Genomic DNA, 24248 nt, shown 5'->3' on the forward strand with positions numbered 1-24248 from the left:
GAGATTTCAGCAGAGGATATACTGAGCGCCCACTATCGAGTTCGCCCATAAAAAACCGTACTACCACGACAATTCAGCCTCACCTTCCCTTGGTTTCACCTGCCTTGGCATCAAAAGATGCAGCCCTTCACTTAGGAGAAAAAGATCGAACCCTCTATAAAGAACTGTCAGAGAATCTGGCTAAAAAAGATAAAGAGATTAAAGAGCTAACACCAACAGCACAAAAAAACGTTGATTCACAGAAATTGCATCGAATCACTAAAGAGAGGGATGCGGTGAAGTATGAGATTGACCTGTTGATGCAATCCAACCAACCTGGCACAGCAACAGAAAATAAACTTTACGACGTGATCAAGCTACGCAGCACAATGCGAGACAGGCTATTAAAAGAATATAAGGCAACAAAGGCTAATACTCCCGAACGACGGAACTCAAACTCCGTAAGAGAATATGCGTTGAAAAGACCATCACACGAACAACTACCCACCATTACACCGAAAGCGGAACCCCAGCTAAAGCCAGCATTAATGTTAAAAGAGCCAGTATCAACTATTGAAAAACTTCCAGCCATTGCGCAGGAGGCACGAAAAACTGTTAGAGAGAATACAAGTGCTAACCGAAACTCCGACAAACAAAAACAAACAACTTCTGCCCTTAAGATAGATAACCACGCAATCCCTCGAAAACCCCAAAAACCACGACCCAGCCAGCCCAAAAAGATTGGGTTTATGCGCAGTATAAAACGTGCTCTATCTGCAAAATCCGATCACAAAAAATCTGCTATGCCACCAACCAAGGATTCATTACAGCTTAAACCTGATTTAACCCCACTCAGAACCTTAAGAGAGCGAACTCAAAAGCAACCGGTTAACATAGCTGCTCTACAGATAGCGGCAATCAATAAGAAGCAGCTCGAGTTAGCCCTCGAACTTGCCAACGGTTCGCAGAATCGGAGCACCAAAAGCAAAAGCACATCCTACTTCCACAACCAAAATATCAAACGTCACGAAGCTACAGTACGAGAGGACGACGAACAACAGAGATACTATGAAGAGCAATACAGAGTTCAAGAAGAGCATAGAGCACAAGCTGATGCAGATGAGTTAGCTCGACAAGAACAAGAACTAGAAGAACAGAAAGAAGCTATCGAGGAGCAGGAAGCGCAATTACAAAGAGAAGAACAAGAACGATTAGCCGCAGAACAAGCACAAAGAGATGAAGAAGAAGCACGATTAGCTGCAGAGCAAGAGGATTACCTTTTCACATACACCCAGAGCTTATACTTAGGGATCACTGCAGATGAAGACGTAGTAACAATAGAGGTGCAAGAAGACACGCAGCTCTCGGTTGAGGAACTCTAATGCAAGTACAGATCTATCATAAGAGCACATCTATCCCATTCAGACATGATTTTTCAAATTAAGTTACAAAGGCGCAGAGTAAAAATTCCAATAGCTGTTGCAGGTAAACTGCCCAAGGTCGTCAGCACAACGATGTTAGCAGCAAGCTTGTCGTTCCCCCCCATCGCCTTAGTCATCACAAAACTGGCAGCCGCCGTTGGGCAGGCAAAGATCAAAAAGATAATTCCAAGATCAATACCTCTCAACCCCACCAACCACGCCATCAGCACTGCCATCACAGGCATCAGACATACTTTGTGCAGAGTTGCCCATACTGCACTCCTGCTGGTTTTTCTGAGCACATCCATGCTCAGGCTTCCGCCAATACTGATTAATGCCAATGGTAAAGTGATCTGAGCAAAGTACAGGCTGACCTTTTCTGCAACCTCGGGCAGTTGCAATCCCAACGAAACAAAACAAAAGCCCGCAACAATTGAGACAATGAGAGGGTTTTTAGTCAGATCAATAATCAGTTTTTTCCAACTGAAAGGAACGTCATTTTTATCGGATGCATAATACGCCAGCACAAATACAGAGAGCACATTATACAGAGGCACCAGAAAGGCCAGTGCGAGAGACATCAATGCAATACCATGACTGCCATAGATATTTCCCGCCAAGGCCATACCCACAATAGCAAGATTTGCCCTGGCAGCGCCTTGAATAAACGCACCGTAGTCGGCTGACGACGTACAAGCCTGCGCAGCCAGCATTCTCGCTGTCAGAAATGTCACAATTGATGTTATAACAGCATAAATAACCATCCTGAAATCAAGAACTGATGCCATGTCCAAGTTAATAATGGATGTAAACAACAGTGCCGGCATACAAAAGTTGAAAACGAGCCTTGATGCCGTGGTTACAAAATGGTCATCAATAAACTGAAAGCGCTTAAGAGCAATCCCTGCTAACAGCATCACACAGACAGGCAGCGTTACACTGGCCGTGAATAAAAACGTTTCCCACAACATAGCCACTAGTCATCTGGTAATTTGCCAGCGATTATAACCGTTACTCATTTATGGACACATAGCTCCAAACAAAAATCACTTAAGAATTCACCCAAGCCAGGTTGTGTTGACATAAGCCTCAAGTGCTATCTTTTTACCCTGCTATTTTCTCACTGGCAGTAGGCGCTACTTAGTCGATACAAGCTAATAATCCCCTTATCACTCTACAACAACATCAAGGGGCAACGGGATGAATAAATGACCAACCGAAACATAGGGTATTTCAGTATCGCTCTTGTACTTCTTACGCAGTCATCCAATACTTTCGCCGCACCTATAGAGGCTTGGTATCAAAAAGTCTGGTGTGATGGCATGGGTGGTCAATTGGAGTATAGATTGGACAGTGGTCGACGCATTGACTGCCTCACGAACAGTCATGCCATCGAGATTGAGTTTGCACGCAAATGGCCTGAAGCCATTGGACAGGCTCTTGATTACAGCATGTTGACTGGCAAGCATGCCGGGATTGTTTTAATTTTGAACAAGGGGGTAGATTTTACTCATTGGGAGCGCATGCGAAAAGTGATTGATCACTATCAGCTGCCAATACAAGTCTGGCGACTTGGTCCCTAACTTATACCAATGGCGTTTTCAAATTATGGAGCGAGCAAGTTATTTTGGGTGACTGGGCAAGGCGAAGCGACGAGTCATAGCCATAGCTATGGCGAGGAACTTCAACGCAGATCCAGTCGGTCAAAATGGCTGCGCAGCCCATAATTTAAAAACAGAATTGGCATTACTTCTCAGCCCAGATGAAGAACTCTCGATTGCCATCGCCGCCAGTAATCGAGCTATCGAAATAACCTTTTACCGTCATACCCAACTTCTCACAGAAGCTTTTGATAGACTGCTCTACCTGCGGATAAAGATTTGCATCTCTGACAATACCGCCCTTACCAATACCTGCAGAACCTACCTCAAACTGCGGTTTTACCAGACTTAACAACTGCCCACCTGGTTTCAACAGGGGAACCAGAGAAGGAAGAATCTTGGTTTGGGAGATAAACGACACATCCATTACAGCGAAATCAAACCCCTGCACATCGGTTGTGTAATTTAGTAAATCCCGCGATAAATCCCGCGCATTCATTCCTTCCAGACAGACAACCCTCGGATCATCCCGTAACGACGGAACCAATTGCCCATGACCAACCTCAATACCAATGACTTTTGCAGCCCCGGACTGGAGCGCACAATCAGTAAAACCACCGGTTGACTGACCAACATCGATAACAACCGCATCGGCGAAGTCTGCACCGGATTTCTCAATAGCACCAGCTAGCTTTAATCCACCACGGGATACAAAACAATCTGACTCATCCCACACAACATCCAGCTCAATAGAATCAGGGTACTTCTGGCCAGGTTTAACCACTGCCACCCAGCCGCCAGACTGATGCACCATTACACGACCTTCGCTGATCAGCTGTTGAGCCTTTGTTCGGGAGGTAGCCTTTCCCTGCTCAACCAAGAGCATATCAAGTCTTTGCATCTTAATAGCCAGACGTAGCCGAAAAAACTGAATTATACCGTCAACTGATTACCACTATGTATATTTCGTCGTTTTCTTTTTCGGAAGATCAATTTATCAAACTGCAAATCAGCTTAACGCCAGCCTATATCACTTTCTTCCCTTCTCCAGAAATTCCCTCAGGATCCAAGATCTTGTTTCTCTGATCTTTCAAGATTTCTACTATTTCAGCTTCATCTGTTATCTCACCTTCCGAACCATGTGTTTTTTTGTTCATGATTTCTTTTGCAGTTTCCGTATGTTTATCTATTAGAGAATTTTGCAACGATACTCTCTGGCCGGCAAGCAGTTTTAAAGCCAATGAATCCAACCGCTCATCGAAGGCTTTTATCGAATCCTTAAACGCTGCTCCTCCAATCTCTACTAATGTATTTGCCTTTGCATTCACTCTTTCCATATCCATCAGCTGATTTCTAGCCGCGTTGTCATTGCTCTCTACACACAACAGGCCTATACCTGCTATAACAACAGTTGGAATAGATACCCCCAGTATTCCATAAGTCGCAGCTACTATAGCAACGTCCTGAACTGAACGCTTGTGACGCTCATAGAACTCTTTAGCCGAGGGTGATACTGCTTTGTATACATGAGTTTTGGTCAGTTTATTGATCACTTCATTTAGGCTTTCAACAACCCTTCCATAAGATGTTGCCTCTTTAAACTTCGTACAGCCGGCTTCAAGGTTCGAATACGCAATTCCCTCTATTTCTTTACCCTTCTCAGCTAAAACAGAAGCGAATCGTGCTTAGGCTGATTGCATCGGAGTTTGAACATTCGACACATCTTCATCCTTTATAAGTTTGTTCATTGGATGCGGATATAGACTCTAAGCTCCTTCAACTAAAAGTTTTTCCATTCAAAAAAATATTATATTTTTTGCTTTTACGTTTTTAGAATAAAAAAAACCGCCGCTTGGCAGCGACGGTTTTATAAGAGATAGAAGAAGAGCAAACTCCTCCTCTTATGTCAGAGCCTCTTACAATAAGAGTTACACTTCTCCGAAGTTCAACGCATCAGACAGCGCCTGTTCTGCATCGGAAGTAGAGATACGAGCTGGTGCATCGAACTCAACTTCTTCACGGCTCTTACGACGCTCAGCGTGGTAAGTCAGACCAGTACCTGCAGGAATCAGACGACCTACAACTACGTTCTCCTTCAAGCCACGCAGGTAATCGCGCTTGCCGTGTACCGCAGCTTCCGTCAGGACTCGGGTAGTCTCCTGGAAAGATGCCGCAGAGATGAAGGATTCTGTTGCCAGAGATGCCTTGGTGATACCCAGCAGTACGCGTTCGAACTTGGCAGGGAAGCTGTTTTCACGGCTAACCTTGTCGTTCTCTTCGAGCAGACGAGTAAACTCAACCTGATCACCACGAATAAAGTGAGTATCACCGGTATCGGAGATTTCAACTTTACGCAGCATCTGACGCAGAATGGTCTCAATGTGCTTATCGTTAATTTTTACACCCTGGAGACGGTATACGTCCTGGATTTCGTTAACGATGTAGCGAGCCAGTTCACTGACACCCAATAGACGCAGAACGTCGTGTGGGTTGGTCGGGCCGTCAGAAATAACTTCACCCTGGGTCACCTGCTCACCTTCGAACACGTTGAGGTGACGCCATTTTGGAATCAGCTCTTCGTATGGATCGCTGCCGTCAGTCGGCGTGATGACCAGACGCTTCTTACCCTTGGTTTCTTTACCGAAACCGATGGTTCCGGAGATTTCCGCCAGGATAGAGTGCTCTTTTGGCTTACGCGCTTCGAACAAGTCAGCAACCCGTGGCAGACCACCGGTGATGTCCTTGTTACCGCCAGACTGTTGAGGAATACGGGCAAGTACCGCCCCCACTTCTACCGTAGAGCCGTCAACCAGGTTAACCAGAGCGTTAGCTGGCAGGAAGTACTGAGCAGGTACATCAGTACCTGGCAGCTTCAGTTCGTTACCGTTGGCATCCTTCAGCTGAACCGCAGGACGGATGTCCTTACCAGCGGATGGACGATCCTTCGGATCCATAACTTCCATGTTGGACAAACCGGTCAGCTCATCAGTCTGAGTCTTAACGGTGATGTTTTCATCCATGCCCTGGAATTCAACAATACCGGCAGTTTCAGTGATGATCGGGTGTGTGTGTGGATCCCACTTAGCCACAGTCTGGCCAGCTTCGATCACTTCACCGTCTTTAACGGAAATCATGGCACCGTAAGGCAGTTTATAGCGCTCACGCTCACGACCATATTCATCCGCTACAGCCAGCTGTCCGGAACGGCTTACCGCAACCAGTGTGCCGTCTTTACGCTCAACAGACTTCAGGTTCAGCAGACGCACTGTACCTTTATTCTTAACCGTTACACTGTCAGCCGCTGCGTTACGAGACGCTGCACCACCGATGTGGAACGTACGCATCGTCAACTGAGTACCCGGCTCACCGATGGACTGGGCTGCGATAACACCGACCGCTTCACCTTTGTTTACGATGTGGCCGCGACCCAGGTCACGACCGTAACAGCTGGAACAAATGCCGTGGCGGGTTTCACAAGTGATTGGTGAACGTACGAGCATTTCGTCAACATTCAGCAGCTCAAGGCGTTTCACCCAGGCTTCGTCAATCAGCGTACCGGCTGGAACGGCGATTTCGCTGTCGCTGCCTGGCTTGAGTACGTCTTCTGCAACTACACGACCAAGGATACGATCACCCAGTGGCTCTACGATGTCGCCGCCTTCAATGTGCGGAGCCATCCACAGACCGGCTGTCGTACCACAGTCGTCTTCTGTGACGACCAGATCCTGAGCAACGTCTACCAGACGACGGGTCAGGTAACCGGAGTTCGCAGTTTTCAGTGCCGTATCCGCCAGACCTTTACGAGCGCCGTGAGTGGAGTTGAAGTACTGCTGTACGTTCAGACCTTCACGGAAGTTCGCGGTAATTGGCGTTTCGATGATAGAGCCATCTGGCTTGGCCATCAGACCACGCATACCGGCCAGCTGACGAATCTGCGCCGCACTACCCCGTGCGCCGGAGTCAGCCATCATGTATACGCTGTTGAAGGATTCCTGATCGACTTCTTTACCTTCACGGTCGATGACTTTGTCGACTTTCAGGTTGTCCATCATCCGCTTGGCCAGCATTTCGTTGGCGCGGGACCAGATGTCGATAACCTTGTTGTACTTCTCGCCCGCTGTTACCAGACCGGAAGCAAACTGGTTTTCAATTTCACGCACTTCGTCGTTAGCGTCATCGATGATGCGCGCTTTTTCCGGAGGAATAACGAAGTCGTTAACACCAATGGACGTACCAGAGATGGTGGCGTACTGGAAGCCCATGTACATCATCTGGTCAGCGAAGATAACGGTTTCTTTCAAACCAACGTTACGATAACAGGCGTTCAGCAGGCCAGAGATCGCTTTCTTCTTCATCGCCTGGTTAACCAGGGAGAATGGCAGACCCATAGGCACGATGTCCCACAGAATCATACGGCCAACGGTGGTGTCCGCCAGGAACTTGTTATCGTGCTCAACGCCATCGTTGTCGCGATATTTTTCGTGTACACGCACTTTAATGCGGGCGTGCAATTCAGCAGCACCGGTACGATACGCGCGCATAACTTCGTCGATATCAACGAAGACCATGCCTTCACCCTTGGCGTTAATACGGTCACGGGTGATGTAGTACAGACCCAGTACAACGTCCTGAGAAGGTACGATGATAGGTTCGCCGTTCGCTGGCGCCAGGATGTTGTTGGTGGACATCATCAGGGCACGGGCTTCCAGCTGGGCTTCCAGAGTCAGAGGTACGTGTACCGCCATCTGGTCACCGTCGAAGTCGGCGTTGTATGCCGCACACACCAGTGGGTGCAGTTGAATCGCTTTACCTTCGATCAGAACCGGTTCGAACGCCTGAATACCAAGACGGTGCAGGGTTGGTGCACGGTTCAGCATAACCGGGTGTTCGCGGATGACTTCAGCCAGAACGTCCCACACTTCTGGAGTTTCACGCTCTACCATCTTCTTGGCAGCTTTAATCGTGGTAGCAAGACCACGGGCTTCCAATTTACCGAAGATGAACGGCTTGAACAGCTCCAGCGCCATTTTCTTTGGCAGACCGCACTGATGCAAACGCAGGGTAGGACCTACGGTGATTACAGAACGACCAGAGTAGTCTACTCGCTTACCCAACAGGTTCTGACGGAAACGACCCTGCTTACCCTTGATCATGTCGGCCAGGGATTTCAGAGGACGTTTGTTAGAGCCAGTGATGGCACGACCGCGACGACCGTTGTCCAGCAGCGCGTCGACAGATTCCTGCAGCATACGCTTTTCGTTGCGGACAATGATGTCTGGTGCGTTCAGATCCAGCAGACGCTTCAGACGGTTGTTACGGTTGATCACTCGACGGTACAGATCGTTCAGGTCGGACGTTGCGAAACGACCACCATCCAGAGGTACCAGAGGACGCAGATCTGGCGGCAGAACCGGCAGAACGGTCAGGATCATCCACTCAGGGTTGTTGCCTGAGTTGTGGAAGGCTTCAACCAATTTCAGACGCTTGCTCAGCTTCTTCAGTTTGGTTTCGGAATTGGTCTGCGGAATTTCTTCACGCAGGGTATTCACTTCGTCTTCCAGATCAATATCACCCAGCAGCGCTTTGATCGCTTCAGCACCCATGCGGGCGTCAAAGTCGTCACCAAACTCTTCCAGGGCTTCGTAGTATTGTTCGTCAGACAGCAGCTGGTTCTTTTCCAGCGTGGTCATGCCCGGATCAACAACAACGTAAGATTCGAAATACAGTACCCGCTCGATATCACGCAAGGTCATGTCCAGCAACAGACCGATACGGGATGGCAGGGATTTCAGGAACCAGATGTGAGCAACCGGGCTCGCCAGTTCGATGTGACCCATGCGCTCACGACGCACTTTAGCCAGTGCAACTTCAACGCCACACTTCTCACAGATAACACCACGGTGCTTGAGACGCTTGTACTTTCCGCACAGGCACTCGTAATCCTTTACCGGGCCAAAGATTTTGGCGCAGAAAAGGCCGTCACGCTCAGGTTTGAACGTACGGTAGTTAATTGTTTCCGGCTTTTTAACTTCGCCGTAAGACCAGGACCGGACCATATCCGGTGACGCCAGGCCGATCCGAATAGCGTCGAATTCGTCCGTCTGGCCCTGTGACTTGAGCAGATTCAGCAAGTCTTTCAAGATCGTATCTCCTCTCGGTGCAAGACACCTGTTTCACTCTTATAGATAAGATGTGTTACAGGTGTCTTAGCCACACGTTCGTTATTCGGTTTCCAGTTCGATATCGATACCCAGCGAGCGGATTTCTTTCAACAGTACGTTGAAGGATTCCGGCATACCAGGTTCCATTCTGTGGTCGCCATCCACGATGTTTTTGTACATCTTGGTACGGCCAGCGACGTCATCGGACTTCACGGTCAGCATTTCCTGCAGAGTGTATGCAGCGCCATAAGCTTCCAGAGCCCAGACCTCCATCTCCCCGAAGCGCTGTCCACCGAATTGTGCCTTACCACCCAGAGGCTGCTGAGTTACCAGAGAGTAAGAACCAGTAGAACGAGCGTGCATCTTGTCGTCTACCAAGTGGTTCAGCTTCAGCATGTACATGTAGCCAACAGTGACCGGACGCTCAAAAGAGTCACCGCTACGACCGTCGATCAGCTTAACCTGACCGCTGTCGTTCATGTCAGCCAGACGGAGCAGACGCTTAACTTCTGTCTCTTTCGCACCGTCGAATACCGCTGTTGCCATCGGTACACCGCCTTTCAGGTTACCGGCCAGTTCCATGACTTCAGCATCGCTGAACTTGTCAATTTCAACCGGACTGTGACCTGGGATGCCGTTGTACACTTCATCCAGGAACTTACGCAGTTCAGACATACTCTTCTGGGATTCAATCATGCGATTGATCTTAACGCCCAGACCTTTAGCCGCCGCACCCAAGTGGGTTTCCAGTACCTGTCCAACGTTCATACGGGACGGTACACCCAGAGGGTTAAGTACGATATCAACCGGATTACCTTCTTCATCGTGCGGCATATCTTCAACCGGCATGATGATGGAGATAACACCCTTGTTACCGTGACGACCCGCCATCTTGTCACCAGGCTGGATACGACGTTTTATCGCCAGGTAAACCTTAACGATTTTCAGGACACCCGGTGCCATGTCGTCGCCGGTCTGCAGCTTTTTCTTCTTGTCTTCGAAACGCTCGTCCAGTTGTGCACGACGCTCTTTCAGCTGTTCTCTGGAGAGATCCAACATTTCGTTCAGAGCTTCGTCCGCCATGGACATCTTGAACCACTGTTCGTGATCCATACCGTTTAGGAAAGCATCGGAGATCAGATCACCTTTACCCAGACCCGGCGCACGAACAACAGGCTGGTTAACCAGGGCAGCGCGCAGACGCTCGAAGGTGTCGTGTTCAACTACACGGAACTCTTCGTTCAGGTCTTTGCGATACTCATCCAGCTGGGTCTTCTCGATCGCCAGTGCACGGGTGTCTTTTTCCACGCCGTCACGGGTGAAGACCTGCACGTCAATAACGGTACCTTTAACACTGGTCGGTACACGCAGAGAGGTGTCTTTAACGTCAGACGCTTTTTCACCGAAGATGGCACGCAGCAGTTTTTCTTCCGGAGTCAGCTGAGTTTCACCTTTTGGTGTCACCTTACCCACCAGAATGTCACCAGCGCCCACTTCAGCACCGACATAAACGATACCGGCTTCATCCAGCTTGTTCAGTGCGGACTCACCGACGTTTGGAATATCGGAAGTAATTTCTTCAGAACCCAGCTTGGTGTCACGAGCCACACAGGTCAGTTCCTGAATGTGAATCGTGGTGAAACGGTCTTCCTGAACGACACGCTCAGAGATGAGGATGGAATCCTCAAAGTTGTAACCATTCCATGGCATGAATGCCACACGCATGTTCTGACCCAGCGCCAGCTCACCCATATCAACGGATGGGCCGTCGGCCATGATGTCGCCACGGGCAATCTTGTCACCAGACTTCACCAGGGCACGCTGGTTAATACAGGTATTCTGGTTAGAACGTGTGTATTTAGTCAGGTTGTAGATGTCTACACCGGCTTCACCTGGCTGCAGCTCTTCACTGTTCACACGAACCACGATACGGGCCGCATCAACGGTATCAATAAGGCCGCCACGTTTGGCAACGACGCAGACACCGGAGTCGGACGCTACGTTACGTTCCATACCAGTACCAACCAGAGGCTTCTCAGCTTTCAGGGTTGGAACCGCCTGACGTTGCATGTTCGATCCCATCAATGCACGGTTGGCGTCGTCGTGTTCCAGGAATGGAATCAAAGAGGCTGCAACGGACACCATCTGCTTGGTGGAGACGTCCATGTACTGGACTTTCTCAGGACCCATCAGAGTCGCTTCACCACGGTAACGAACCGCTACCAGGTCTTCTGCCAGCTTCTTGTTTTCATCAACAGAAGCGGATGCCTGTGCGATAACGTATTCACCTTCTTCAATAGCAGAAAGGTAATCTACGTCGTCAGTGACCAGACCATCAACAACACGACGGTATGGTGCTTCAAGGAAGCCATAGTCGTTAGTACGGGCATAGGTAGCCAGAGAGTTGATTAGACCGATGTTCGGACCTTCAGGTGTTTCGATTGGGCATACACGACCATAGTGGGTGGAGTGTACGTCACGAACCTCAAAGCCGGCACGCTCACGGGTCAGACCACCTGGGCCCAACGCGGATACACGACGCTTGTGGGTAATCTCGGACAGCGGGTTGTTCTGGTCCATAAACTGGGACAGCTGGCTGGAACCGAAGAATTCCTTAATAGCAGCAGCAACAGGCTTGGCATTGATCAGATCCTGAGGCATCAAGCCTTCAGATTCGGCCAGGCTCAGACGCTCCTTGACGGCACGCTCAACACGAACGAGACCAACACGGAACTGGTTTTCAGCCATTTCACCAACGGAACGTACACGACGGTTACCCAGGTGATCGATGTCATCACAAACACCGTGACCGTTACGGATATCTACCAGAATCTTCAGAACATCAATGATGTCTTCATTATCCAGAACACCGGAGCCAGTGTCTTCAGCGCGACCCAGACGACGGTTGAACTTCATACGACCAACCGCAGACAAATCGTAGCGCTCGGTAGAGAAGAACAGGTTCTGGAACAGGGCTTCAGCAGCATCCTGTGTTGGCGGCTCACCAGGACGCATCATGCGGTAGATTTCTACCAGTGCTTCCAGACGATTCGTGGTGTTGTCAGCTCTCAGAGTGTCAGAAATGAACGGACCACATTCCAATTCATTAATATACAGGGTCTCAATAGTCTTGATGCCTGCAGAGAGAAGCTGCTCATAAACTTCCGGAGTGATTTCAGTGTTGCATTCAGCAATGATCTCACCGGTAGACTTGTGAACAACTGTCTTGGCCAGTACACGACCATAGATGTATTCAACAGGTGCTTCCAGGTTTTTGATTGCAGATTTCTGAATATCACGAATGTGACGTGCAGTCACACGACGACCCTGTTCAACGATCAGGTTGCCATCATTATCGTAGATATCGAAGCTAGCAGCTTCACCTCGGAGGCGATCTGCAACCAGTTCTGTTTTAACGTTGTCAGAACTGATTTTGAATTCTACGAAGTCAAAGAATCTTGAAAGAATTTCTTCATTTTCAAGACCAATCGCACGCATCAGAATCGTTGCTGGCAACTTACGACGACGGTCGATACGAACGAAGAGCAGATCCTTAGGATCAAACTCGAAGTCCAACCATGAACCACGGTAAGGAATGACGCGAGCAGAATAAAGCAGCTTACCGGAGGAGTGTGTTTTACCCCGGTCGTTATCAAAGAACACACCAGGAGAACGGTGCAGCTGAGACACGATTACACGCTCAGTGCCGTTAATAACGAAAGTACCGTTATCGGTCATGAGCGGAATTTCGCCCATGTACACTTCCTGTTCTTTTATGTCTTTGATTGCCTTGTTAGAAGACTCTTTATCATAGATAATCAGACGTACTTTCACACGCAGTGGTACTGCGTAGGTTACGCCTCTTAACTGACATTCCTTGACATCAAACGAAGGAGTGCCCAGTCTATAGCTAACGTACTCAAGGGCAGCATTGCCTGAGTAACTAACAATCGGAAAAACCGATTTAAAGGCTGCATGAAGGCCAATATCTTCTCTTGCTGCCGGCTCTTTACCTGACTGCAACAGCTTGTGATATGAATCAAGCTGAATCGCCAGCAGATACGGCACATTCATGACACTCGGCAATTTGCCGAAGTCCTTGCGGATGCGTTTTTTCTCAGTATACGAGTATGCCATCAGCGTTCCCCAGCTTGGTTACCTGTTTTCTGGAAGCAGGCGGCATCGCCTGACCATGTAGGTTTTTCGAGAGCGGGTGGCTCCCTGTCTAAACCAATCAATTCCAACATTCACTTCATCAGTAGCCGCGCTACCTTCGAAGCCTCCATCACTTTCTCAACGTTCAATACAGGTACTGCATCCATACTGATCCGCAAGACAAGTTCAGCAGGCTTGCAGGTGTCTGGGTTCCCCCACGACCACCTTTAAACCGTTGCATGAGCTTTAGCGCCTGCTTTGAGAATGCTTAATCAGCACCTTCAAACTCAAACACACTTTCAATAAAGCCCTGAAAAAAGAACAATTGTTCAATTTTTCATTCCTGCTTTCACAGCAAAACCGCCAACATCGCGCAAAGCAACGAAAGCGGTATTACTGGGCTAATTGATGCGATATCAATCAGCAAATCTTTGTCAGGCGACTCTTTAACACGATAATGAACCATCGCAATCCGGACTATTCACCGTAACCTACCATCATCTCACAGCTTTAAGAGAAGTGGTATTGAAATTTCTGGCAACGCCTACTATCTGGGACTGCAAATCCTCAGCATGACCTGCTGATTTGATTTCATGTCGCATCAAACCGCCCTGAACAACACCCTCTTTGCAACTACCTTCCACGCAAAAATCCAGCATACTGAAAGCACAAAACTCCCCATCAAGCCAAACCGGCTTTTCGGAGATAAAGGATTCACAGCATGACTCAGACGTTGTGCGCAAATATTGTTACTCAGACGATATAGCTCATACAACGGAAAAAAGGCCGGCGCCTTTACAGGCACCAGCCACACGAGCCCATTATGCAACAGACTCGAGATTATGCAACGCTTTTTTAGAAATTACTTGATTTCTACTTTAGCGCCAGCTTCTTCCAGCTGCTTCTTCAGGTCTTCAGCTTCTTCTTTAGAAGCGCCTTCCTTCAGAGGAGCAGGAGCGCCGTCTACAACAGCCTTAGCTTCTTTCAGACCCAGGCCAGTAGCAGCACGTACTACCTTGATTACGTTTACTTTCTTGTCGCCAGCTTCAGTCAGAATTACGTCGAATTCAGTCTGTTCTTCAACAGCAGCAGCGGCAGCAGCAACTGGAGCAGCAGCAACAGCAGCAGCAGCAGAAACGCCGAACTTCTCTTCCATAGCGGAAACCAGTTCAACAACGTCCATTACAGACATTTCAGCGATCGCGTTCAGGATATCTTCTTTGGACAGAGCCATCTCTATATCTCCAAATATTTTCTAATGAGCGCCCTTTTAATAGAGCAACCCAGTAAATTTGTTTAAGCAAAAAATAGAAAACCAATTCGAAAAGAATTAAGCGGCTTTCTTTTTCTCGTCGGCAACAGCTGCCACGACACGGGTAACCTTGGTAGGAATCTCGTTCAGAGTTCTTGCCAGCTTGGTTACCGGTGCGATCATTACACTCATCAGCATTGCGCGAGCTTGATCCAGAGTTGGGAGCTTGGCCAGAACATCAATCTGCTCCGCACCCAGCAGCTGACCAGAAACGGACAGCGCTTTGATTTCCAACTCTTTATTCTCTTTGGCAAATTCCTGCATCACGCGCGCGGCGGAGCCTGGATCTTCCATAGAGAAAGCAAGCACAGTAGGGCCTACCAGCACTTCCTGCAGACACTGAAGCTCAGTACCTTCAACTGCGCGCTTAGCCAGTGTGTTACGAACTACCTTCAGGTAGACGCCACCATCACGAGCCTGCTTACGCAAGGAAGTCATCTGACCTACGGTCAGACCGCGGTAGTCCGCGATTACAGCCGACAGAGCGCTTTGTGCAGCCTCGCTGACTTCGGCGACAATCGCCTTCTTGTCTTCGAGTCCTAACGCCATGGGCTTTACTCCAATAGTATGAAGTTACACTTAACGAAACATTTAAAAAAACGAACCATTAAGCACTTACAATACGGTGAGGGTATATGCACTAAGCATGTTCACCGTCTACGCAGGAAATTAAGCCTTCCGCTTTTAAGCCCTTTCGAAAAAAGACTCCTGACTTAACAGGCACAACGTCCAACACCTACGATCTTTGACAGCCCCCGTCATAAACGGAGACCCCAAAGTCTTTTGCAATCAGTCAACCGACTGATCAGAGACCCGAAAAACCAGATCTCAGTAATTCTTTTTACTGCTTACGCAGTCAGGGAAGACATGTCGATAGTCAGACCTGGACCCATAGTAGAGGACAGGGTAACTTTCTTCACGTAAACACCTTTGCTGGAAGCCGGCTTCAGCTTCTTCAGGTCAGCGACCAGAGCTTCAACGTTCTGCTTCAGAGCAGCCGCTTCGAAGTCGATCTTACCAACACCAGCGTGAATGATACCGTTCTTATCAGTACGGAAACGGACCTGACCCGCTTTAGCGTTCTTAACCGCTTCAGCAACGTTAGGGGTTACAGTACCAACTTTAGGGTTAGGCATCAGGCCACGTGGACCAAGAATCTGACCCAGCTGACCAACAACACGCATCGCATCCGGAGAAGCGATAACTACGTCGAAGTCCATCTGACCAGCTTTAACTTGCTCAGCCAGATCATCCATACCAACGATTTCAGCACCAGCTTCTTTAGCGGCTTCAGCGTTAGCACCCTGGGTGAACACAGCTACGCGAACGTCTTTACCAGTTCCGTTTGGCAGAACAGTAGAGCCACGAACAACCTGATCAGATTTACGAGGATCAACGCCCAGGTTCACAGAAACTTCGATAGTTTCTTTGAACTTAACGCCAGAAAGCTCTTTCAGCAGGCTTGCAGCATCTTCAAAGCTATACGCTTTAGTAGACTCAATCTTTTCTGCAATCAGTTTTGCACGCTTGGACATTTTAGCCATTACTCAACTCCTTCCACATTCAGACCCATGGAACGAGCGGAGCCAGCGATAGTACGGATAGCGGCATCTTCGTCAGCAGCAGTCAGATCAGGTTCTTTGATCTTGGCAACTTCAAGCAGTTGCTCGCGAGTCACAGTACCAACCTTCTCAGTGTTTGGACGACCAGAACCTTTCTTCAGCTTCAGAGTCTTCATTAGAAGAACAGAAGCAGGCGGAGTTTTGGTTTCGAAGGTGAAACTGCGATCACTGTAAACAGTAATAACAACAGGAATTGGCATACCGGCATCCATTTTCTGGGTGCTGGCGTTGAATGCCTTACAGAATTCCATGATGTTCACACCGTGCTGACCCAGAGCAGGACCAACAGGTGGAGAAGGATTTGCCTGTCCAGCAGGCACTTGAAGCTTAATATAAGCTTGTACTTTCTTGGCCATTTTAACCTCAACTTGGGTCACTGCCTCATTAACAAACTCTTCCTTAGGCCAGGAAGAACCCATCAAATCCACGGCTACCCGATTACAAAGCGCAGCAGTTTACAGAAAACTTCCCGAAACCGCCAGCGCAAAAATACTTAAGATGAATATTCATCATAAAACAAAGCCCCGCAACCCATAAACAGGATCAACGAGGCTGTCGAGAAAAAGCGACTTAAACTTTTTCTACACTTCCGAACGTCAACTCAACCGGAGTCTCACGCCCAAAAATCATAACCAGAACCTGCAAACTGTTCTTGTCATAATTAACCGCTTCAATACGCGCATCGAAATCAGCAAACGGACCATCAACCACCCGAACCATTTCACCTGGCTCAAACAACGTCTTAGGTCTTGGCGCCTCAACACCTTCTTCCATTCTACGAAGAATGGCATCCGCTTCTTTCTCAGTGATTGCAGCCGGCTTTTCTGGCGTTCCACCAATAAAGCCCAGAACTCGCGGCGTTTCTTTAATAAGGTGCCAGGAGTCATCATTCATCTCAACCTGGACGAGAACGTAGCCAGGGAAGAATTTGCGCTCACTTTTACGCTTTTGTCCGTTCTTAATTTCTACAACTTCTTCTGTAGGAACCAGAACTTCACCAAATAAATCTTCCATGCCATGAAGCTTGATGCGCTCATTCAATGAACGTAACACCTGCTTCTCGTAACCGGAGTAGGCATGAACTACATACCAACGTTTCGCCATGTCTTGTCCCTATTAAATCAGGCTGCTGACCATCCAGCCTAGCAGAGAATCGAGCCCCCACAAAATAAGACCCATAACCAGAACGACAGCAACCACTACCAGCGTGGTTTGCACAGTCTCCTGACGTGAGGGCCAGACAACCTTGCGAATCTCGGTTTTGGCATCCTTGAGCAGCGTCCAGAATGCATCACCCTTGACAGTTTGCAGAGCAACAAACCCAGCAACAACTGCAAGAACCAGCAGACCTGCAACTCTCAGAAAGAGTGATTCAGAGGAGAAATAATAGTTACCGTAAACGCCAATAGCGACCAGAACCGCCGCAAGGCCCCACTTGAGACCATCTAGACGACCCGTAGCCGCAATTTCAGAATTTCCACTCATCAGATTGATTTTCTCTATTAAGATTCGCTCAGAGTAAGAGCTTGATCATCGGAAGTGGCAGGCCAGGAGGGAATCGAACCCCCAACCCCCGGTTTTGGAGACCGGTGCTCTACCAATTGAACTACTGGCCTAAAAATCTACCAACCCAAACTTTCACAGGTGTCGGATTATAATCATGTTCCGTCATCGTGAAAAGCCCGCCGGCTCATGTAAGTGTAATAATGCGTAACACTTACAAAAATAGAGACTGGCGTCTCTATCAAACCCATTATTAAAATGGAGCTCTTAACCGGAGTTGAACCGGTGACCTCATCCTTACCAAGGATGCGCTCTACCAACTGAGCTATAAGAGCACAATCTATCAACAAGAAATCCTTTTTCAAGAATTTCTAACAAGAATCTTTCGCAAAGATTTTAAAAAATATTGGAGCGGGTAGCGGGAATCGAACCCGCATCATCAGCTTGGAAGGCTGAGGTTCTACCGTTGAACTATACCCGCATCAAATTTTTCCAAACTTTTTCAAGCAGCAAACAGAAGAAAAACAGATTTTGAACCTTAATTCAAGATTTGATTCTACATTCTACTTTAAAGAATCTGGTGGTGGGGGCTGGATTCGAACCAGCGAAGCTTTCGCGTCAGATTTACAGTCTGATCCCTTTGGCCACTCGGGAACCCCACCCGATGCTGCGCTATTGTATTCAGGAAGCTTTTCTTGTCAACCCTGTCGTTTTTGTTGATTAAGCTTTTTCTCAAAAGCGTTTAATCCGTCTCTTTCGACTCGGTGACTGTCTCCCTCAGCGCGAGGCGTATACTATTGAAACTATTCTTCCGTTGCAATGCTTTTGCAGTTCTTTTTTCGTTTTTTCGCATCCGGATAGCGGCTGGACATTTGCTCCCAGAAGTCTGCACCGAGCTTTTCATCAACTGCAGAATCCATCTCCAGCCACCATTGCTCCGGCGAATGGGACAGCTCTTTAATTTTCACAGTATAACCAGTATCAGATAAACGACGCCGTACTGATTCCGCATATTCCTTTTTAGAAAACAGTCCTAAAGAAATACCGTTATCCAATTCACCATAAGTGATAACAAAGCTGTCTATTTTCTGCGCGTGCAACTCTCTCAACATTCGAGCGGCAGCCACTCTGCTGGGCAAGGGTGGGATGTGCACCCAATAGTCCTGTATTTCGCTCGTAGCATCCGCCCGCTCCCGGCTATCCACCCCCATGGAAAACAATTGCTGCTTTATTGCATCCACTTCTAACGGGCTATCAAACGGGCCGACAAAAAGACATTCGCCGTCTGATCCACCAGAAATATCAAGATGGGAGGGCGCTTCCTGTCCAGGCTTCTCTTGCTCCATCATTTCAGACAGCAATACCAGTCGTCCACCGGCGCTATCTTCATAATTAAAACCTGTTTCCAACAAGCGATAGTCTGCTCTGGATTCTTTATAGAAGCCCCAGGCAAAATATCCAACATTCAGAAAAACCAACAGCAATACAATCCAGCGCATTTCTCTCTCATTTAATCAAACGCTAACGCTATTCCATCCATAACCAGTTCCGGCCGATACTCCCATTCGCCACTAACAAAGCGGCTCAGCAACTCACCATCGCCACCGGTAAGACAGACGATCGCCTCCGGATAACGATCAACCTGGGCATTAATCATTGCGGACGCCATAGCCAGAACACCATTATTGATACAATCGGCGGAGTTCTTCCCCGGTGTAATCCCAGAAGCTGTCACCTCTATTAGTTCAAGCTGTGCTGTCGATGTGCTTAGCGCCTTTTTCATCAATTGAAGACCAGGCAAAATAAAGCCACCCTGATGAACACCCTCACTAACGACATCAACCGTCATAGCAGTGCCACAACTAACCACCAGCTTGGTTTTCGCCTTATGTTCTTCAGCAGATGAATGATGAGCCGCCAGCATCGCCAGCCAGCGATCGACACCTATTGTCGTGTAAGCCAATGATAAGCCAAGCCGGCCATCCCTGACCTTAACAACGGATAATGGAATGCCTGACTGAGCCTCAATAACCTGACGCAACATCTCAAGCCGTTCCTGACCAGAGACAATAGCCAATCTCGCCTGATGCACAGGTGCAAGCTGTTTCAGCAAACCCGAAACCTCACCCTGAACATCGCTATCATTATCAATCACTCCGCGAGACAAAATGTCGCCAGCGTCACGCAGCCGCCATTTCAACCGGGTATTACCAGAGTCCAGTTCAAGTATTCTCATACCACCTTCTAAACCTGTTCCCGCAGAGACACTTCACCGCCGCTATAAGCCAACATCCCATCCGCATTCTCCAGCAACAGCGCGCCATGCTGATTAACACCGCTGGCAATGCCCGCGACTTTTTTGCCCGATGCATCGAGCATGACTTTTCTGCCAGCAAATGCATCATAAGCCAGCCACTGCTCGCGAAACGCAGCAAATCCGCTTTTGCCAAAACCATCCAGCATGTGACTCAGCTCATTTATAACGGTTCCGGCAATTCTGTTCCGGCTCACCGCCTTACCGCAGATCCGTGTCATATCCACCGCGGGCTGACCAATGTTCTCTATTTGCTCATTGGTCAGCGCTACATTAATACCAATACCAATAATGACTTCACACTCACCGGTAGGGTCGCCATGAACCTCCAGCAAAATACCACTGAGCTTCTGATAACCATTTTCGGACTGCCAGAGCACATCGTTCGGCCATTTCAGCTTAAGATGACTGGCACCGCATGATTCCAGCGCCTTTACCACCGACACCCCAACAGCCAGACTTAGCCCTTCCAGAGACGCCATCCCTTCATTAATAAACCAGCGCAAAGAAAGGCATATGTTCGAGCCAAAGGGATTATTCCAAACTTTGCCACGACGACCACGCCCACCACTTTGGTACTCCGCCAGACACACTGCCTTTAAACCAGGGCGATCGACAATGATATCCCGCACCCGATCATTGGTAGAGGTTGTCTCCAGCAGAGCCTGCACTTTTACCGATGCTGCCGTGTCAACATCCAGATAATCGACAATCTTTTCCTGGCTCAGTAACTCAACACCCGGATGCAACCGGTAGCCACGACCTTTTACGGAATCAAGGGTCAAACCCAACGTCTCCAGGGATTTTATTTTCTTCCACACGGCAGCCCGGCTTACGCCAAGGGACTCCCCTAGCTCCTCACCGGAATGAAAGCGACCATCCGCCAGCAAATTCAGTAATTCTTCCATTGAACGTTCGGACCACCAGAAGGCTGCACAGAATAGTTCAGCTCGCAGACAAAACGAACCGGGAATTCTGTCATTAGTTGAAAATGTGATTTCTGCCGCATACCACCCAAGTTAGCGACATTAGCCAGAGTAGACTATTTATTCCTGCAACGAACGTCTATCCTAACGCTCATTATATTGATCGATTTTTGGATAAGCAGGCCATGCCCCTTTCTAACGAAGAAGCTTCGAAACTAAAAAAAAGCCTCTCCCAAGTATCCAGCCAACTGCCTGTTGCCGCCCTTAGAGAAGCGGTCAGTCTGGGAGAATTAATCACCCCACTGCTACTTGATGCACTTAACGCCGTAAAAATACAAGACAAACGCAGCAGCTCCCCAGCGAAAAGCCGATTTGCGCTTCACGCTCTCTACCTGCTGACCCAGTTCCGCGAAGCAAAAGCATGGCCGGTGGTTGTCGACCTGTTCAGTTCCATGAGCTCCGAAGTGAACGTACCCATTGGCGATGATTTTGACGAAGTGGTGTGCGACCGCCTGAGCCAGATCTTTGCGACATTATGCCCTGGTGATATCCGCCCCCTGCAATCCATCATTGAAAACAGCAGTATCGATGAGTACGTTCGTGATGCTGCACTGGGTGCACTGGTGGTTCGTTACCAGCAGGGCGACCTTGAACTGCAAACACTGACCACCTACCTCCACCAGCTCTATGAATACGCACTGGAGCATGAAAAGAATCAGGTATGGAATGCCTGGGTACAGGCTTGCTACAACACACAACCAGAGTCGTTCATGACCGCCCTGAAGGATCTCTACGAAAAAGAGTGGGCAGACACTTACTACATTACTCTGGATGAACTGACTTTACGCTGCGGCGTTGACCCCGAAAAAATCAAAAAGTACGTCATGAAAGATGAAGGTGATTTTTACTGCTATCTAAATGATGCAACCAGTGCGCTCAGACAGCTGAGTTGCTATTCCGGCGAAGAAAATGATTTGCTGAAAAACATGGAAAACATGGTACTTCAGCAAACCACACCGAAGCATCCCGATCAGCAACAACCCGCTTTTGATATGAATACCTCAGCAGCTGGTGTTGGCAGAAATGATCCTTGCCCCTGCGGTAGTGGCAAGAAGTTTAAGAAGTGTTGTTTGCACTGATTCCGCAGTCTATTTTGTGCTCCCTGCTGATACAGAGGAGCACAAAAGAATTCACAGACTAAAGAAGCTTCTGAAAAAACTCTTTAGTCGGAGAAGGAATCACCGTTTTACCAATCAGCATTCCCGCGTCTCTCGACGCCATTACGCCAGAATCCACAGCAGCGTTCACCGCAGACAACTCACCGGTCATCACAATAAACGACTTACCACCAATAGCCATGGCCAGTCGAACTTCAATCATCTTCACGTCCGCTGCTTTCGCTGCGGCATCCGCCGCGATAACCGCAGAAGCAACACTGAAGAATTCAATGACACCAATAGAATTCACATTCTTGATATCATTTGAGCCACCCAACCCTGCCAACAATTCTTCATGAATATTGGCAATCATCAAGCGATCAACGATGGTCTGACGACCCACATCTTCACCCACTTCAACAGAGGCTTTTACTGCAGCAACATCGCCGGAGACGATGATCAGGTATTTACCAGGACAAATCGTTTTGGCTTCTTCCAGTCGCACATCCGCCGCTTTCGTCATGGCGTCGGCAGCTTCCATACCTTTTGCAATGCTGGTGAATTCCAGCAGACCTAATGCTTTACTCATTCTGATTATCCTCGGGCAATCACAACCTGACGCTCATCAACACTCACAACCCGACCAGCAAGGCTGGCATGAATCATTGAGCCCAATTGGCCTTCAGGAGTTGCACCAATCAACTGCCCTTTAGCTACCTGATCACCAACACTCACCACCGCCTGACTTGGAGCACCGATGTGCTGACGCAGTGATACAAACACTTCATCCATTGCCACTTCACGGTATTCGTGCAGTGTCTGATGATCGTAGTCGTTTAAATCCAGACGAGAGATTAGGCGGGCTGGGGGTACCTTTCTGAATTCACGACCATCACGGGCAATGATTTCACTGCCGTCATGCTGATAACGAATACCCTTCTCCCGCAGTTTATTGGCGATGTAGAAGTTCACCTTGCGTGGAGAAATACCCATCGGGCAGGAATACATTTCACAAACGCCACAGCCACAGCACAGTAGCGCTTCCTGATGGCTTTCATTGATCTCTTCTGCGTACTTCACCGCTTTCATCATTTTGTGCGGGTGCAGTGGATGACCAATCAAATAGCGTGGGCACTGCTCTGTACAAAAGCCACACTGAATACAGGCTCTGGCACGATTGATAATCTGGGTTTCTGTTTCTGTCGCACGGGTCACCAGATAGTGATCCGCCGGAATCACAATCAGCGCGCCATCGGTTTTACCAATGGTCATTCCAGAAAGCTGCTCTTGACTCACCACGCCACCCATCATTGGGCCACCACGGATGATGCAAAAATTGCTAATAGTGGTACCACCGGCAGCTTCAAGGCAGGCTTCAAATGGTGTACCCAGAGGCACTTTAATCAGTCTTGGCTCACGAACCTCACCCAAAACCGAAACGTACTTATCCGTCACCGGAATATTCTGGCTGGCTTCAAAGACATTAATCATGGTCATCACGTTTGAAACCACGCAGCCCACATTCAGTGGAATACCGCCCGGTGGCACTGAACGACCAGTGACTTCAAATACAGTCATCTGTTCATCACCGGCAGGGTAAAAGTTCTGCAGGTCATGAATTTCAACATCGGCCTCAAGGCGAGTAATGGTCTCTTTCAGGCAGGCCACTTCCTGAGCGTATTTACCCTTTACAGCAATGACGGCTTTTGTGGCTTTAATCTGACGCTTAGCCAGCAAAATCCCACCAATCAATTCTGCAGTACGCTCACGCATCAGGAACTGATCCGTTTGCAGCAGTGGTTCACACTCCGCAGCGTTAATGATCAGGTATTCCGCTTCTGCGTTTAATTTGACATGAGTAGGAAAACCGGCGCCACCAGCACCAACCACTCCGGCCTGTCGGACAAGTTCAACTAAATCCATGGTATTTCCGGAACAGGGAAAGAAAAAGCGAAACATTTATACGTAGAAACACTTCGCACAACATCGATAATAAAAAGTGATCACATAATATCAGTGCTCAGTGAGACGATATCTGCACCAAATCAATAAGATGTGTTTTTTCTGAATTGATTTGAATCAGTTTTTAAAATTGAA

At 48.4% G+C, this 24248-nt stretch carries 19 protein-coding genes and 4 tRNA genes; 3 read left to right on the forward strand and 20 right to left on the reverse strand.

Annotation, left to right across the window (positions count from 1 at the left end; genetic code table 11):
• Positions 1-104: 104 nt before the first annotated feature.
• On the forward strand, positions 105-1361 hold the full coding sequence (locus Q1B11_RS15070) for a hypothetical protein (protein WP_299734148.1): 1257 nt from the start codon (positions 105-107) through the stop codon (positions 1359-1361).
• 53 nt (positions 1362-1414) lie between these two features.
• On the opposite strand, the gene Q1B11_RS15075 is transcribed toward Q1B11_RS15070, so the two are convergent.
• Positions 1415-2371 (reverse strand): AEC family transporter, encoded by a 957-nt coding sequence (locus Q1B11_RS15075; RefSeq protein ID WP_299734150.1) that lies wholly within the window; start codon positions 2369-2371, stop codon positions 1415-1417.
• Between the two features lie 237 nt (positions 2372-2608).
• On the opposite strand from Q1B11_RS15075, the gene Q1B11_RS15080 reads away from it, so the two are divergent.
• Complete coding sequence (locus tag Q1B11_RS15080) at positions 2609-2983, forward strand: hypothetical protein (RefSeq protein ID WP_299734152.1); 375 nt, start codon at positions 2609-2611, stop codon at positions 2981-2983.
• Between the two features lie 163 nt (positions 2984-3146).
• Here the strand turns inward: Q1B11_RS15080 and Q1B11_RS15085 are convergent, their stop codons facing one another.
• From Q1B11_RS15085 to birA, 17 genes are all read right to left on the reverse strand, one after another.
• Positions 3147-3902, reverse strand: coding sequence for a TlyA family RNA methyltransferase (locus Q1B11_RS15085; RefSeq protein ID WP_299734154.1), 756 nt, complete (start codon positions 3900-3902; stop codon positions 3147-3149).
• A gap of 124 nt (positions 3903-4026) precedes the next feature.
• Positions 4027-4554, reverse strand: a complete 528-nt coding sequence (locus Q1B11_RS15090; RefSeq protein WP_299734155.1) for a hypothetical protein — start codon at positions 4552-4554, stop codon at positions 4027-4029.
• Between the two features lie 375 nt (positions 4555-4929).
• Positions 4930-9141, reverse strand: a complete 4212-nt coding sequence (rpoC, locus tag Q1B11_RS15095; RefSeq protein ID WP_299734157.1) for a DNA-directed RNA polymerase subunit beta' — start codon at positions 9139-9141, stop codon at positions 4930-4932.
• 81 nt (positions 9142-9222) lie between these two features.
• Positions 9223-13299 carry a DNA-directed RNA polymerase subunit beta gene (gene rpoB / locus Q1B11_RS15100; protein WP_299734159.1) on the reverse strand — a complete coding sequence of 1359 codons (4077 nt, stop codon included), beginning with the start codon at positions 13297-13299 and terminating at the stop codon, positions 9223-9225.
• An 880-nt stretch (positions 13300-14179) separates the two neighbouring features.
• On the reverse strand, positions 14180-14551 hold the full coding sequence (gene rplL, locus Q1B11_RS15105; RefSeq protein WP_299734161.1) for a 50S ribosomal protein L7/L12: 372 nt from the start codon (positions 14549-14551) through the stop codon (positions 14180-14182).
• Between the two features lie 96 nt (positions 14552-14647).
• A complete protein-coding gene (gene rplJ, locus Q1B11_RS15110; RefSeq protein WP_299734163.1) occupies positions 14648-15178 on the reverse strand; it encodes a 50S ribosomal protein L10 in 531 nt (176 codons plus the stop codon).
• 299 nt (positions 15179-15477) lie between these two features.
• Positions 15478-16173, reverse strand: a complete 696-nt coding sequence (rplA, locus tag Q1B11_RS15115; protein WP_299734165.1) for a 50S ribosomal protein L1 — start codon at positions 16171-16173, stop codon at positions 15478-15480.
• A complete protein-coding gene (gene rplK / locus Q1B11_RS15120; protein WP_067517280.1) occupies positions 16173-16607 on the reverse strand; it encodes a 50S ribosomal protein L11 in 435 nt (144 codons plus the stop codon). Before rplK ends, rplA begins: the two co-directional genes overlap by 1 nt.
• 214 nt (positions 16608-16821) lie before the next feature.
• Positions 16822-17355 (reverse strand): transcription termination/antitermination protein NusG, encoded by a 534-nt coding sequence (nusG, locus tag Q1B11_RS15125; RefSeq protein WP_067516531.1) that lies wholly within the window; start codon positions 17353-17355, stop codon positions 16822-16824.
• Between the two features lie 12 nt (positions 17356-17367).
• Positions 17368-17736 carry a preprotein translocase subunit SecE gene (gene secE, locus Q1B11_RS15130; protein WP_299734166.1) on the reverse strand — a complete coding sequence of 123 codons (369 nt, stop codon included), beginning with the start codon at positions 17734-17736 and terminating at the stop codon, positions 17368-17370.
• 55 nt (positions 17737-17791) lie between these two features.
• Positions 17792-17867: transfer RNA gene (locus Q1B11_RS15135), tRNA-Trp, on the reverse strand.
• A gap of 146 nt (positions 17868-18013) precedes the next feature.
• Positions 18014-18089, reverse strand: a tRNA-Thr gene (locus tag Q1B11_RS15140).
• Positions 18090-18161: 72 nt separating this feature from the next.
• Positions 18162-18235: transfer RNA gene (locus Q1B11_RS15145), tRNA-Gly, on the reverse strand.
• 97 nt (positions 18236-18332) lie between these two features.
• Positions 18333-18416, reverse strand: a tRNA-Tyr gene (locus Q1B11_RS15150).
• A gap of 141 nt (positions 18417-18557) precedes the next feature.
• Positions 18558-19253 carry a hypothetical protein gene (locus Q1B11_RS15155; protein ID WP_299734167.1) on the reverse strand — a complete coding sequence of 232 codons (696 nt, stop codon included), beginning with the start codon at positions 19251-19253 and terminating at the stop codon, positions 18558-18560.
• A gap of 11 nt (positions 19254-19264) precedes the next feature.
• Positions 19265-19990, reverse strand: coding sequence for a type III pantothenate kinase (locus Q1B11_RS15160; protein ID WP_299734168.1), 726 nt, complete (start codon positions 19988-19990; stop codon positions 19265-19267).
• Positions 19991-19998: 8 nt separating this feature from the next.
• On the reverse strand, positions 19999-20976 hold the full coding sequence (gene birA, locus Q1B11_RS15165) for a bifunctional biotin--[acetyl-CoA-carboxylase] ligase/biotin operon repressor BirA (protein ID WP_299734169.1): 978 nt from the start codon (positions 20974-20976) through the stop codon (positions 19999-20001).
• A gap of 203 nt (positions 20977-21179) precedes the next feature.
• Between birA and Q1B11_RS15170 the strand changes: the two genes are divergently transcribed.
• Positions 21180-22133, forward strand: coding sequence for a DUF1186 domain-containing protein (locus Q1B11_RS15170; protein WP_299734170.1), 954 nt, complete (start codon positions 21180-21182; stop codon positions 22131-22133).
• A gap of 58 nt (positions 22134-22191) precedes the next feature.
• On the opposite strand, the gene Q1B11_RS15175 is transcribed toward Q1B11_RS15170, so the two are convergent.
• Positions 22192-22740 (reverse strand): BMC domain-containing protein, encoded by a 549-nt coding sequence (locus Q1B11_RS15175; RefSeq protein ID WP_299734171.1) that lies wholly within the window; start codon positions 22738-22740, stop codon positions 22192-22194.
• Positions 22741-22745: 5 nt separating this feature from the next.
• The gene (locus tag Q1B11_RS15180; protein WP_299734172.1) at positions 22746-24074 is read right to left on the reverse strand and encodes a 4Fe-4S dicluster domain-containing protein; all 1329 of its coding nucleotides are present in this window, start codon (positions 24072-24074) and stop codon (positions 22746-22748) included.
• Between the last annotated feature and the right edge of the window lie 174 nt (positions 24075-24248).

This window comes from uncultured Endozoicomonas sp. (assembly GCF_947495845.1).
Taxonomy (GTDB): Bacteria; Pseudomonadota; Gammaproteobacteria; order Pseudomonadales; family Endozoicomonadaceae; genus Endozoicomonas.